Raw genomic sequence first — 14,090 nt, 5'->3', positions numbered from 1 at the left:
ATCCTCTGCTTTAGCCTCTGAAAATTTTTAGCCAATAAATATAACTTTGTTATCCCGCCAAATGCCATTAAACTGCATAAGACGCTATGTTCCAAATATGAGACAGTGGGAAAAACATGCCAGATTTAAACGGTATGATGCTATTTGCAGCCGTAGTGAGAGCAAAGGGATTCTCCCAAGCTGCACGTGAAACCGGCCACCCAAAATCCACCATAAGTCGCAAAATCGCGCAGCTTGAAGAACAACTAGGCGTGCGATTGTTACAACGCGACACCCGTAACCTGAGTCTTACCCAAGTCGGGGCACTCTTTTATCAACACTGTGATTCCATTCGCAATGAGGTGGAAGCGGCCAAGGCTGTTATCGAGAGTACCCATGATGATGTATCAGGATCATTACGGATAGCCATTCCGGTCTCTTTTAGCCAAGAATTAATTGCTAACCTCTGTAGCGGATTCATGCGTTTATATCCCAATGTGGAATTAGATGTCCAGTTTACCGACAACGATATCGGTTTGGTGGGTGAAGGATATGACATAGCTATCAAATATGGACCACTGCAATCCTCTGATCTTGTTGCAAGATTACTGTTCGAGCGTCAACCAATTCTGGTAGCAAGCCCTGGCTATTTAAAAGCACGCGGCACCCCCGCAACACCTAAGGAGCTGAGCGACCATAGTGGTATTCTGCTAGGGACATCCCGCTCAGCACCCATATGGCCCTTAGGCAAAGGTGCTCGCAAAACCATGGTAAACTTTCAGCGTAAAGTCAGGGTCAATAGCCCGATAATGGTTAAGCAGTTAGCCCTCGATGACTTTGGGATTGCAATGCTATCAAACTCCGCCTGCAAAACCGAACTCGCCAACGGCCAGCTAGTGCCAATCTTACAGGAATGGCCGATTGAACCCTTTAAGGTCTACGGGGTGTATTCGAGCCGCAGACAATTAGCCACCAATATCAGCGCCTTCTTGGACTTTTTCGTCAAACGCTTTAGCAGCCAAGAAAGCCTACAATCCTTGATGGGCTAGGCACTTTATCGCAGCGGCATTCACCTTTACTGACATCGCCATTCCTTTATACACATCCCAATGTTGAGTGACCATGACCATTTAGATAACAAAAAAGCCTAGCAAATTGGCTAGGCTTTTTACGTTTAGGAATGTGATGCTAATGCTCAGGCTAAAAGTTAACGCGCGGAGCTTAAGTCGATTTGGCCTAACCGATTAAGTATGAGCCATTAACTACAAGTGCATCGAGCATCAGCATTTTGTCCATATATCTTTACAGCTTATATGACGGCTATTTCACACAAATACGCGCTAACCACTTCTAGGGAATAATTTTTTCCTGTTTGAGCACTTCTTTTGTGATGGCTTGGCGCAGCCCTAAACCATCCGATGTGGGCATATCCATATTCATCGCAAAAAACCACACATTATCATCAAGTTCAACCCAACCGACCCACCAGCCAATCTTAGGTTCGATTCTAGTCGAGTATCCCGTTTTAGCCCGAATAATATAGTCGCCATTGGCTTCGGTCAGCATGGCTTGTTTAACGATACGCTGGCTGCGCTCCGATACGTGTAACTTATTGTGATACAGCTTTCTTAAAAAGCTGATTTGCTCAGTGGCCGAAATTCGAATACCACCGTCGAGCCAGAAACTGTCTACATTGCCCGAAATGTCCTCATTACCATAATCGAAAGCATGTAGCATCTTGCTCATACGTGCCTCGCCAATTTGGCGGGCAAATTCTTGATAAACAGGCACAACTGAATATTTCATCGCGGTGATTAGATTATGATCGCGATTCCAAGTGGCGATATCGCGCGTCTGTCCATCCCACTTAAAGACTTGGTGTTCATCCTTAACCACGCCCAAATCGAGGGCGATCAAGCTATTGGGAATTTTAAAGGTAGATGCGGGTAAAAATGCTTGGTTCGCCCGTTTAAGATTATTGGTAAATCCTTGCTGCTTATTCTCATTCCAGAGCGCAACTACGCCCTGTGATTTATGTTCAGTAAAGTGAGCATTCCAACTTTTGTTTTCTTGCCATTCCTTTGCTACCGCAGGCATTCCGATAATCGATGCCACCAAAAACACAGCCGATAAGGCTAATACACGCATAACGTCCCCTTGCTTAATGCAATATATCCATACAAATTAAGTGCTAAGCTTATCATTCTCTGCCCTCTCATTCCCTAGCAAACTGCTGACCAATTGTGGCAACAATCAGGCACAAGCTTTACAAGATTTAACTATTAGCTATCCCAACTAAACGCCAGTTCAAAATCATAGCAACTCGTCAGTATCGATCTGATATGCAAAATAGGAATAAGATCCTCGAATCACTATAGGTAAACTCTTATACTCAAAACAATCATTGTGGCTTTTTGGCATAAGTTTCATTATTTCTAAGATGAAGTAAGCCTTAACGCCCTAGAAACATCGTCTATTTCCAGCAAAATAAGTGATTAAAATAAAAAGGAAACGCCAATGTTAAAGCCCTGCCTCGCTTTTATCCTCGCTAGCACAGTGGCGCAAACCGCTGGTGCCGTACAACTCCTCGGCGATGTGGAAGTGTCTCGCATTCCTACCGCTGAAAAAGTCATGGCTGAAGTGGTAAACCGTTATCAAGCATTGGATGAAGGCTTAGCGAATCAATTATCCACACAGAAAAATGAACGCGACGCTACCCAACTTGCCGCCCGCCAAGGACATAGATTATGGCAACAGGCTGTGCGTGATGTGCAGTCAGGACACTTTGATGACAGATCCCTGTATTGGGCGCGACTGTCAATGTTAAATAGCCTTAAAAACAACAGTGCTAACTTTAAAATGGCTGATTGGCAGCAACAGATTTTAGCCAGCGCCGTAGAAAAGGCATCGCGAGGATTCAGTGATATCCAATACGATGATGATGTGCAGATAAAAATCTTCCTGACGGGATTCGACCCCTTCTTCCTCGACAAAGACATCAGTCAGAGCAATCCTTCGGGCTTAGTCGCCCTCGCCCTCGATGGTTTTAAATTTGATATCAATGGCAAAAAGGCCCAAATCGAAACCGCCATGATCCCAGTACGCTTCGAGGATTTCGACCAAGGTATTATCGAATCCTTACTCAGCCCCATTTATCGCGACCCTAAAACCCAGTTTATCTTTACCGTCAGCATGGGGCGCAGCGACTTTGATATTGAACGCTTCCCAGGCCGTAACCGTAGTGCAGCAGCGCCCGATAACCAAAATCTATACACAGGCGCAAGCAAAACCGCGCCTATCGCCCCCAAACTCAACGGTAAAAACTTTATCGGCCCTGAATTTGTTGAATTTTCATTACCCGTCGCAGCGATGCAAGTGCAAGATGGTCAGTGGAAAGTCAACGATAACCATACTGTGACCACCCTAGCGCGCGGTGAATTTAATGCCAGTTCCCTAAGCGAGCTGCAAAATGAAACCTCGGTCGAAGGTTCTGGTGGTGGGTATCTCTCAAACGAGATTTCTTATCGCGCCATTGTGTTACAGCAAAAGTTCAATAGCCGCGCTAAGGTGGGCCATATCCACACCCCGAGGGTGAAGGGCTACGACAATGCCACCGAACAAGCCATTGTCGAGCAAGTGCGTACTATGGTGATGCAGGCCGCGGCGAGCCTGTAACCGCCGCAATACTGGCATTGTCAGCAAGCGTTGGTTATGATGCAAACGCTTGCTTTATGCGCCTTATCGGGTCGCATCATGGTATCCATCTGACACACCTAGCCACACTTGATGCTTTGCAAAATAAGAGTTAACGCCTAAGTCTATGTTTAACACGAGATCCCTACTCAATAGCCTGCGCCGTAAAGCTATCTCATCCGCGAGTATCACCACGCTGACTGCGACCAAGATGGCGAAAAACAACATGCCACAACGCCAGCCAAAGCCACTGACACCAGTGCAGCAGCAAATCCTTACGCGTATCGAAGACTGTTATCAGCAGGCAGAAATCTACTTTAAGCGTCCATTTGCGCGGCCGTTGACCCAATTTACCCTGCGGGGACGGAGTGCGGGCACAGCCCATTTACAACAGAATCGCCTACGCTTTAATCCCGTATTACTCAGGGAAAATAGCGAAGCCTTCTTATCCGAAGTAGTGCCCCACGAAATAAGCCATTTACTCTGCTTCCAACTCTTTGGCAAAACCAAACCCCATGGCCGCGAGTGGCAATCCATCATGCTCAAGTTGTTTAAGGTGAGCCCCAATACCACCCACAGTTTCGATACTCAGTCGGTTAAAGGGAAAGACTTTGAGTACCGCTGTGCCTGCGGCCCAGTTCGGCTAAGTATTCGCCGCCATAATAAAGTGTTGCGTGGTGAAACCCGTTATCTGTGTAAACGCTGCCATACCCACCTCACCTTTACCGAAGCAACCGAATAACCCACATAGCGTAAAAATCCTCGGCCAAAAGTACGAGCGATTTGCATAGGACGCGGTATTTCCCTTACCATTCAGACATAAAAGACGAGCCACAGGCTTGCGTAGTATTGATTATTTTTGGGATAAATATTGAACAACTCCAAGATAGCCTTAAGGTCTCGGCAAACCTTGCTGTGCCTATTCAGTTGGCTGGCGGTGTTGGCCTCAGCCAATGCCTCTCCTTCGCACCCCAATAGTTTTAGCCAAGCCAAGGTCTTGTCTCAATCCTTATACCAAGGCAGTCGCCAAGGCACCTTGCCCGCTGTCAGTTTTTACTGTGGCTGCACTATCCAAATTAAGGGCAAATCCTGGAAGCCCGATCTCAATAGCTGCGGTTATCAAGTGCGTAAACAAGAAACCCGCGCCAACCGTATCGAGTGGGAGCATATAGTCCCTGCATGGGAGTTTGGTCACCAATTACAATGCTGGCAAAAGGGTGGCCGTAAAAACTGCGCCGATAACAGCCAAGAATTCAATAAGATGGAAGCGGACATGCACAATCTGGTGCCCGCCATTGGTGAAGTGAACGGCGATCGCAGCAACTTCCGTTTTAGCCAATGGAACGGTAAGGCCGACCAATATGGTCAATGCACTATGGTCATCGACTTTAAGAATCGCCAAGCCCAGCCGCCCGCTAACGCCCGCGGCAAAATAGCCCGCACTTACCTGTATATGCAGCAGACCTATGGCCTTAAAATCGCCTCACAGCAATTAAAATTGTTCAAAGCATGGGATAAAAGCTATCCAGTTGATACTATTGAATGCAAACGCGATAACGCCATAGCGCAGATCCAAGGTAATCATAATCCCTTTGTGCAGAATGCCTGCAATGCACCACCACTGCGCCAACAATTAGCCGAATAAGGTCGACAATGAGAGTTCCAAGAATTTATCAACCTCAGCCATTAGCCGTAAATCAACAGCTGAATCTAGACGAAGATGGCGCAGCACATATCGGCAAAGTGCTGCGTATGGGCAGTGGCGAGCAAATTAGCCTGTTTAATGGCGATGGTAATGATTATCTTGCCGAAATTGTCGATGCGGGTAAAAAATCGGTCACGGTAAAAGTGCTGTCCTGTGAGGCCAATCCATCGGAGTCGCCCCTCAACCTGCATTTAGGCCAAGTGATTTCCCGCGGCGATCGGATGGAGTTCACCATTCAAAAATCCGTTGAGCTAGGGGTAAATACCATTACGCCGCTATTTTCTGACCGCTGCGGCGTCAAGCTCACTGGTGAACGTCTCGAAAAGAAAATCCAGCAATGGCAAAAGATTGTGATCAGCGCCTGTGAGCAATCTGGCCGTAGCCAAGTGCCCATCGTTCGCCCCGCCATGGAATTACAGCAATGGTGCAGCGAACCGACCAGCGCACTCAAACTCAACTTGCATCCAAGGGCAGCGCACGGTATCAATGGCTTAGATTTATCCCATACCCGCGTACGCCTACTGATCGGTCCCGAAGGGGGATTATCGGCGGAAGAAATCGCTATGACGGAAACCTATCAGTTTACCGACGTGTTACTCGGCCCCCGAGTGCTGCGCACTGAAACCGCCTCACTCACGGCGATTACCGCGCTGCAACTTAGATTCGGTGATTTAGGTTAAAGGTTAACCGCTAACTAGCGAATCGGTTACTGGCTAATCCATAAATGCTTTTTGCCTGCGACGGCAATCAATAAGGAACAGATTAATGATAAAACTCGGCATAGTGATGGACCCCATCAGTGAGATCAACATTAAGAAAGACTCAAGTTTTGCCATGCTGATGGCGGCGCAGGAAAGGGGTTACCAGCTGTTTTATATGGAAATGGCCGACCTTGCTATGGTCAACGGCGTAGCCATGGGCAATATGCGTCCATTAAAAGTCATCAACGATGCCAATAAATGGTTTGAACTGGGCGATGCCCAAGACACGCCACTGAGCGATCTGAACGTGGTGTTAATGCGTAAAGACCCGCCGTTCGATACCGAATATATCTACGCCACTTACATGTTAGAGCGCGCCGAAGAACAAGGTGTATTAATCGTCAACAAGCCACAAAGCTTGCGCGATGCCAACGAAAAACTATTCACCGCATGGTTTAGCGAATTTACTCCAGAGACCATTGTGACTCGCGATGCCAACCGGATCCGCGCGTTCCACCAAGCCAAGGGCGATATTATCCTCAAGCCACTAGATGGCATGGGCGGCACCTCGATTTTCCGCATCAAGCAGGACGACCCTAACCTTGGGGTGATCATCGAAACCTTAACCCAATATGGCAACCAATACGCAATGGCGCAGGCCTTTATTCCTGAAATCACCAAGGGCGACAAGCGCATTCTGGTGGTGGATGGCGAGCCCGTGCCCTACGCCTTGGCGCGGATTCCGAAAAAAGGCGAAACCCGCGGTAACTTGGCCGCAGGCGGCAGCGGTGTTGCCCAGCCGCTATCAGACTCAGATTGGAAAATCGCCCGCGCCATTGGCCCAGAGCTTAAAAAACGCGGGCTGATTTTTGTGGGTCTGGATGTGATTGGTGACAAGCTGACCGAGATTAACGTCACTAGCCCGACTTGTATCCGCGAAATCCAAGCGGCATTTGATGTGGACATTACTGGCATGCTGTTCGATGCCATAGAAGCCCGTCTCGCCCAGTAAGCTTGTATACCTACAAGATAATAATATTCATTGAAGGCGCCTTAAGAGCGCCTACGACTTCTAGGGATCTGATATGAGTTTCACCAAAGCGCCACTGTTACTGCTTGGTATGAGTTTATGGCTCTCAAGCCCCGTATTTGCAGCGGAAGCTGGGGCGAATGAGACGGGCCCAGCCAAGGCGCCATCACGCCCCAAAAATATTGTGATTATGATTGGCGACGGCATGGGGCCTTCCTATACCAGTGCCTATCGCTATTACAAGGACAATCCAGATACCGAAGAAGTCGAACAAACCGTCTTTGACCGTTTATTGGTTGGCATGGCAAGTACGTATCCCGCCAGTGTCAGTGGTTATGTGACCGACTCGGCCGCCGCCGCAACCGCACTCGCGACAGGAGTCAAATCCTATAATGGCGCCATCTCGGTTGATACCCAAAAACAGCCTCTGCCCACCATTCTTGAAAAAGCCAAATCCTTAGGCTTGAGCACTGGGGTTGCCGTTACCTCACAAATCAACCATGCCACGCCAGCGGCCTTTTTATCCCATAACGAAAGCCGTAAAAATTACGATGCACTGGCATTAAGTTATCTCGACACCAACGCCGATGTGTTTTTAGGTGGCGGGCAAAAGTACTTTCCACCCGAGCTGTTGGCCCAATTTACCGCCAAGGGCTATCAACATATTACCCGCTTTGATGATCTGGCCAGCATTACCCAGCCTAAGGTCTTAGGTTTGTTTGCCGAAGTACAACTGCCTTGGGCTATCGATGAAAAAGATGCTAAAAAACTTAGCACCTTGACCCAAAAAGCCCTCAGTTTACTGTCGCAAAATGATCAAGGCTTTGTACTGCTGGTCGAGGGTAGCCTTATCGACTGGGCAGGACATAACAATGATATCGCCGCCGCTATGGGCGAAATGGATGAGTTTGCTAACACCATTGAAGTCGTTGAGCAATTTGTGCGGCAAAATCCCGATACCTTAATGGTGATCACCGCCGACCATAATACCGGCGGTTTATCGATTGGTGTCGATGGAAACTACAACTGGAATCCTGAGATCCTGCGCAATATTTCCGCCAGTTCAGATACCTTAGCGCAAGCCGCTATCGGTGGCGAGACCTGGCAAGCCGACTTATCCCGTGGTTTAGGCTTTGAATTAACGGAAGAAGAACAGGCTAAACTCAATGTAGCCAGAATGCAGGGCTTAGAAACCATGGCAATGGCTATTCGTCATGTGATTGATAAACGTACAGATACGGGTTGGACAACGGACGGACACACAGGCACCGATGTGCAAGTGTTTGCCGCAGGTCCCGCAGCAGGGCTGTTTAACGGTCATCAGGACAATACTGATATCGCCAATAAGATTTTTAGCCTGCTACCTAAGCCTAAAAAGCCAAAAGCCCCCGCACCTGTATCAACTCCAGCTCCAGCACCAGTGCAGCCACAAGGCTAATTTGCTGCGATTAGCTAAAAATAAGCCAATCGAATATCGCGCCAGCTAACAGATAAAAGGCAACCGTATTAACACAGTTGCCTTTTTTATTGGCTTTCAGTCCGCACCGTTCGAGTGAGCGCTGTTTTGCTGCACCCCTTAAGTCAGCGGCATGCAGGCTGGCTCGCAGCCGAATAAGGGGTATAATGCCCGCACTTATTTTTTACGGTAGCCATGCAGTGTTAACGAATCCATCGCAAGTCATTATCCGCAATCAGGAAACCCTGAGCCAACATAAAGTCTTAGTGCTAAACCATGAGGCAGATTCACTGCCCAAAGCGCTGCTCGATGTCGCCCAGTCCGTCGATGCCCTCGCCTTGGATTACCACCATTATCTGCATTTAGCGCCGCAGGCCAATGGCAAACTGCGTTGTTATTTTGGCCATCAACTACCACATCAAGATAAGTACGACACTGTGATTGTGTACTTTCCTAAGGCTAAACCGTTAGCACCCTACTTGTTTAATCTGGCCGCTCAGCATTTAGTGGCCGATGGCCAGCTCTTAGTCGTGGGAGAAAACAAAGGCGGGGTAAAATCCTTAGTCAAACTGCTGCCGAAATACTTTGCCACTGGGGTCAAACTCGATAATGCGCGTCATTGCCTACTCTTTGGCAGCAGCCTAATCGATACTGCGCCCGAGATTAAACTCAGCGATTGGACCAGCCAGTATCAACTTGCCACTCCGCAGGGCAATATCACCATCTGCAACTTAGTCGGTGTGTTCAGTGAAAAGCATTTAGACCAAGGCACAGAGCTATTGCTGTCGCATCTGCCAACCCTTTCTGGCCGAGTACTGGATTTTGGCTGCGGCGCTGGCGTCATTGCCGCGGCGCTGTTAAAGGCGCAGCCGACACTGTCGCTAGAATGTATTGATATCAATGCTATGGCGCTAGCCTCCTGCGAACTTACGCTGGCAGCAAACGGCATGACGGCCAAGGTCTATCCCTCCGATGGATTGGCGCAAACCAGTGGAAAATTCGACGGTATTATCTCCAATCCTCCCTTCCACGATGGCCTTGCCAGTACGACCAGCATTGCCCAACGCTTTGTCGCCGATAGCGCCAAGCAATTACAATCTAAAGGGATTTGGCAAATCGTCGCTAACCGCCACCTGCCCTATTCGGACACCATCGCCGCCGAGTTCGGCCAATTAACCGTGCCAGCAGAGAACAACAAGTACAAACTCTATTCCTTCCAACAGGCCTAATCTTTCGCCCCGCTCGATTGCGAGTGGGGCATCCTTAATTTGACTCTAGGATGCTCCAAGGAATAAAGACTCGTTAAGAATTACGAGGATAACGCCGTCCCTATCAAATACGCCCATTTTGAAATCAAAAATCCCCCAACAAACAAGTTAACGCTGCCATCTCTTAAATAGCATTTATTGCCATTGAACTTTTCATCTGACTAAAAAGCTAATGCTCCATTCCGCGCTTCGGCTCGTTAGCTCAATCGAAAATTCCCACTCCTGTTGCCATACAATTCTTATCTATTTGCCTATGTTTGGCCCTGCTATAAATCGACTAACAATATAACGGTATACAGTCATATTTAAATTTAGGTATTTTTGAATGATTTGAAGACAATATCAGTGCGCATTAACTCCATTTACAACAAATAAAACGCTATAAAATCAATTGACTATGCTAGCTGACTTTTAGTTAATAGGTTTTGAAAACGCGCATGTGCGTTTTTCCAGATGGATTACTTATATGAAAAGCGGCAAAAAGCTGATAAGTTCTTTTTATACAGATAGTTAACTGTGCGCGTTTTCACTGCTCCAACGAGGTAAACGCGCATCTGCATGAATAAAATGTTACATTTTCGGAGGCTTTATTTGAGAATCTTTTTGTCGATACTGGGGCTTGTTATCTTTTTAGCTAGTGCCAAGTTTGGTTACTGTCTTCTAATGGCAGAGAAGCTAAGTGGCTCTGTAGTGGTCAACTAAATTTGGCCACAGCTTTAGAATCTTCCCAAAATCTTCGCTCTGATTCATTTGGGCTCAATCCTGCATTGTAATGATGTGGCCTGACTTCACAGTAATAACCAATGATGTAGTCAGTCACATCTTGTTTGGCTTCCCTAAAACTCATATAGCCTTGTGTCGGGAGCCATTCCGTTTTTAAACTTCTGAAAAACCGCTCCATTGGCGCATTATCCCAGCAGTTACCACGACGACTCATACTCTGGGTGATTTGATATTTCCACAGCCGCTGACGGTATTTCAGGCTGGTATAATGGCAGCCTTGATCTGAATGAAATATCAGGTTTTTAGGCTTACCACGAGATTCAAAGGCCATATCTAAGGCCTTCACCGTTAACTCAGTATCCGGTGAAAATGACATCGCCCAACCAATGGCTTTTCTCGAAAATAAATCCAGCACAACCGCTAAATAACACCAACGATTACCAGCCCAAATATACGTCACATCGCCACACCAAACGGTGTTTGGTTCGACAACTGCAAATTGTCTCTTGAGTAAATTAGGGATGGTCACATGCTCATTTTCAGCCCTTTTATAGCGGTGCTTGGGTTGTTGGCAGCTCACTAACCCAAGCTTTTTCATTAACCGAGTAGCCCTATAACGACTTAACGTAAAGCCTCGTTCAGAGGCGATTGTGGCAATACTTCTCGCACCCGCAGACTGTTTGCTTTCAGCATGTATCGCTTTGATTTCACATTCTAAAAATCGCTGCTCTGGTGTTACACAAAGCTCGCGGCTTATCCAATAACGGTAACTGCTCCGGTTCACGTTGAATACATGGCATAACACTGAAATAGGGTATTTGTTGCTCTGATTGAGTTTCTCGATTATCGAGAATTGTTCAGCGAGTCCGACATCAATAGAGCGGTAGCCTTTTTTAGGATTTCTTTCTCGAGATTAATTCGTTCAATTTCGCGTTTTAGCGCCCTGATTTCAATCTGCTCAGGTGTCATGGGGGAGGCTTTAGGAGCAAGCCCTTGGCGCTCAACCTGAAGCTGTGTTACCCACTTACTGACCGTCGATTTCCCCACGTTCATGGCTTTTGCAGCCGCTTCTTGTGTGTAACCTTGATCAACGACTAATTGAGCTGTTTCGAGCTTAATGGCTGCGCTATATCGAGCACGTTTACTTTTATTCATGTTATCACCTAAATGGGTTATGAGTGAGATCATAACATTTCTTATTAGGTGGCCAAATTCAGTGTGCCACTACAGATGGAAGGCCATTGATACTAATAGAGGCGCGTAGTGCAATCAGTTCACATATCAGACCAATCCACCAATATTGTCGGCATTGTATGAGTAGTTAGCAGCCACTTTGCATGCCACTGATAAACCGCCAGTCTTTCATGGTGAAGATGTGAGTTACCCAACAATCTATCCATCCGTTTTATCGAGTGTTTAATCTGTGTGCTGGAGCCATCAATATGCCGTCCTAAATGGGTTAGGGTGAGGCAATCCGCATTGATGAGGGCTTTGCAGGCAACCATGAGAGTATTGAGTCGCTTTTGATGGATTTCTGGACAATGTTGATAGAGAGATTGATGTAAGATAGTTAACACTTGCACCTTGATGTCATGTGATTGATGTTTGTTCGTACTTCCATCTGATCACACGTTAAGGTGCAAGCTCACTCTAATTTAATGATTTATTTGAAATTCATCAGGGGATTCTTCAGGGCTCAGTGACAACCGCTTTAGTTTAAACGATTGAGGAAACAATACCATTAATTGACTCACTGAGTTTGGTAGTTAATATCTATTTTGTATTCACGGCTTTGCCAGTCTATTATCTCTGGTGGGCGCGGAAAGGGTTCTGCATTTTTTAACATTGCGAGGGCTTCATGTCGAAAACCTTGACGACCTTGTAGAACAGTTGCTTCTTGCTGTAAAACTTTCCCAGAACGATCAATACGAAAAGACAAATTAACAACACCTTTGATATTTCGAAGAGATAAGCGCTGAGGGGGTGTTTTAAATGATAAAAGATGACGGCGAATTTCTAAATCATACTGATGGTTAATTTCAGCTCCCCCGATTTGTTGTCCTGTTCCTGTTTCAAGCTGTTTATGATCGTTAGCAATGCTTCCTTGTTGTCCTAATGCACCGATTTTGGTATCTGATTTGGCTATTTGACTTTCTTTATTCTTAACTATTTCTTTATCCGTAGATTCATTTTTCTGTTTTGGTACTGATTGTTTTTTAGGAGATGCTTTGATTGGGGCTTTTTTTTCAGGTAGTGGCTGCTTTTCTTGAACTTCAGCATCGCTAGACGGAGTCGTTACTGCTGAAACCTGCTGCTGGGAAATGCTACCAGCCATTGCAGTCATTAGCCCTAAGCTGACTATTTTACTATCACTTTGAGCCAGAATTACGGGTAAAGATGAGGGATTCCAAATAAAAAAAGCACCACCAAGTATATGGACGAAAATCGATCCAATAATAAACAGATTGAAGCGGCTCATTAATCGACCTATAGACCACTTCTATCGCTAAGAGCGATTTGCGCGTCAGTGATTTTTAGCCTATTTAGCAATGCAAGCGTATCGACCATGCGTTGCACAGGTGTTGCACTATCAGTCTTTATCATCAACTTTAACTCACCTTGCAATTTTAATTGTACAAGACTTCCTTCTAATTCACTGGTATTTAAAGGCTTTTCATTTAGAGTGTAGCTATTTTCTGTGGCAAGTATTCCAAGACTAACGAACTCACTGTTAGTGTAGGTTCGCTGATTTTGTTCTGGAGCTTGAGGTAATGACATATCCATTTTTAATAGTGGCGCATTAATCATCAGCATCATAAAAGCGATGAGTGAAAATATTACATCAATCATCGGTGTCATTGTATCTGGAGCCGGCACCTCCAGAGTTGTATCCTCATTTAAATCAATCATTTTCATTCCTTGCTTGGCCTAATGCATAGGAGAATCGATTAAGGATATCTGTGCTTTCAACTAACGCATATCTCACTTTTGCGGCTAGTAACGCATGTGCAAGTATGCATATAACAGCGATAACAAGTCCTACAGCAGTAGTGGAAAGTGCTTGCCATAAGCCATCAGCAACAATAGCAGGCTCCACAGGTCCTTTATGTTCGCCTATATCATGAAATGCACGCATTAAACCAATAATTGTGCCAAGTAATCCCAGCATAGGAGCAAGGGTTGCAATCGTAATAAGTCCCGAAAGACGTTGCTTAATCTTTTTCTGTAATTCACGAAGATGGAAACTTACTTGCTCATCTCTGATGTCCCGTTTTAACTCTTTAAGAGAGAGGAGCAAAGACAAAGTTTCTACATAAAATGGATCACCATTCATCACTATTTTGAATGCATTATCCACATCCCCAGATTGTAATTGCTGTTTTACCTGTTGTTGACGCTGAGTTGACAATCTTGGTAGTCGTACAATGGACAGCGTACGTTCAGCGACTAACGCAAGCGTAATGATAGAGCACAAGAGAAGAGGAATAGCTGTACCGATGCTCCAAACATTATCAAACATAGGAACCCCGTAGAT

The 14,090-nt window shown here is 46.2% G+C and carries 13 protein-coding genes and 1 pseudogene; 8 read left to right on the top strand and 6 right to left on the bottom strand.

From position 1 onward, the window contains the following. The first annotated feature begins 116 nt into the window (after positions 1 to 116). Entirely contained in the window at positions 117 to 1,028 is a 912-nt protein-coding gene (locus L976_RS05575; protein WP_015586033.1) for a LysR family transcriptional regulator, read from the top strand. 301 nt (positions 1,029 to 1,329) lie between these two features. Here L976_RS05575 and L976_RS05570 read toward each other — a convergent pair whose 3' ends face one another. Beyond that, positions 1,330 to 2,127, bottom strand: a complete 798-nt coding sequence (locus L976_RS05570) for an OXA-48 family carbapenem-hydrolyzing class D beta-lactamase OXA-252 (protein ID WP_037428895.1) — start codon at positions 2,125 to 2,127, stop codon at positions 1,330 to 1,332. 369 nt (positions 2,128 to 2,496) lie between these two features. Between L976_RS05570 and L976_RS05565 the strand changes: the two genes are divergently transcribed. The 7 genes from L976_RS05565 (at position 2,497) to L976_RS05535 (ending at position 9,793) form a co-directional block, all read left to right on the top strand. Beyond that, positions 2,497 to 3,654, top strand: coding sequence for a hypothetical protein (locus L976_RS05565; protein ID WP_037428898.1), 1,158 nt, complete (start codon positions 2,497 to 2,499; stop codon positions 3,652 to 3,654). A 145-nt stretch (positions 3,655 to 3,799) separates the two neighbouring features. Continuing rightward, a complete protein-coding gene (locus L976_RS05560; protein ID WP_037428901.1) occupies positions 3,800 to 4,414 on the top strand; it encodes a SprT family zinc-dependent metalloprotease in 615 nt (204 codons plus the stop codon). A gap of 126 nt (positions 4,415 to 4,540) precedes the next feature. Next, positions 4,541 to 5,317, top strand: a complete 777-nt coding sequence (gene endA / locus L976_RS05555; RefSeq protein WP_156143157.1) for an endonuclease EndA — start codon at positions 4,541 to 4,543, stop codon at positions 5,315 to 5,317. Between the two features lie 8 nt (positions 5,318 to 5,325). Next, complete coding sequence (gene rsmE, locus L976_RS05550) at positions 5,326 to 6,057, top strand: 16S rRNA (uracil(1498)-N(3))-methyltransferase (RefSeq protein ID WP_037414496.1); 732 nt, start codon at positions 5,326 to 5,328, stop codon at positions 6,055 to 6,057. A gap of 85 nt (positions 6,058 to 6,142) precedes the next feature. Continuing rightward, entirely contained in the window at positions 6,143 to 7,090 is a 948-nt protein-coding gene (gene gshB / locus L976_RS05545) for a glutathione synthase (protein ID WP_047535007.1), read from the top strand. A 73-nt stretch (positions 7,091 to 7,163) separates the two neighbouring features. Beyond that, the gene (locus L976_RS05540) at positions 7,164 to 8,546 is read left to right on the top strand and encodes an alkaline phosphatase (protein ID WP_047535004.1); all 1,383 of its coding nucleotides are present in this window, start codon (positions 7,164 to 7,166) and stop codon (positions 8,544 to 8,546) included. Between the two features lie 218 nt (positions 8,547 to 8,764). Beyond that, positions 8,765 to 9,793, top strand: coding sequence for a methyltransferase (locus L976_RS05535; RefSeq protein ID WP_047540165.1), 1,029 nt, complete (start codon positions 8,765 to 8,767; stop codon positions 9,791 to 9,793). A gap of 733 nt (positions 9,794 to 10,526) precedes the next feature. Here the strand turns inward: L976_RS05535 and L976_RS05530 are convergent. From L976_RS05530 to L976_RS05510, 5 genes and pseudogenes are all read right to left on the bottom strand, one after another. Continuing rightward, positions 10,527 to 11,710, bottom strand: a protein-coding gene (locus tag L976_RS05530) for an IS3 family transposase (RefSeq protein ID WP_156143122.1) whose coding sequence is annotated in 2 segments (ribosomal slippage) — positions 10,527 to 11,452 and positions 11,452 to 11,710 — 1,185 coding nt in all. Because the reading frame shifts where the segments join, the coding sequence is not laid out codon by codon here. Positions 11,711 to 11,792: 82 nt separating this feature from the next. Then, positions 11,793 to 12,138, bottom strand: a pseudogene (locus tag L976_RS22695) (IS4 family transposase); the annotation flags it as partial. 167 nt (positions 12,139 to 12,305) lie between these two features. Beyond that, positions 12,306 to 13,034 carry an energy transducer TonB gene (locus L976_RS05520; RefSeq protein WP_047535002.1) on the bottom strand — a complete coding sequence of 243 codons (729 nt, stop codon included), beginning with the start codon at positions 13,032 to 13,034 and terminating at the stop codon, positions 12,306 to 12,308. A gap of 8 nt (positions 13,035 to 13,042) precedes the next feature. Beyond that, positions 13,043 to 13,465: an ExbD/TolR family protein gene (locus tag L976_RS05515; RefSeq protein WP_047534999.1), complete on the bottom strand. Its 423-nt coding sequence runs from the start codon at positions 13,463 to 13,465 to the stop codon at positions 13,043 to 13,045. Continuing rightward, positions 13,458 to 14,075, bottom strand: a complete 618-nt coding sequence (locus tag L976_RS05510; protein WP_047534996.1) for a MotA/TolQ/ExbB proton channel family protein — start codon at positions 14,073 to 14,075, stop codon at positions 13,458 to 13,460. The genes L976_RS05515 and L976_RS05510 overlap by 8 nt, the downstream gene beginning before the upstream one ends. Positions 14,076 to 14,090: the final 15 nt, after the last annotated feature.

This window comes from Shewanella sp. ZOR0012 (assembly GCF_000798835.1).
GTDB lineage: Bacteria > Pseudomonadota > Gammaproteobacteria > Enterobacterales > Shewanellaceae > Shewanella > Shewanella xiamenensis.
Note: the sequence above shows the minus strand (reverse complement) of the source record. Positions and strands in the feature narration are given on the sequence as shown.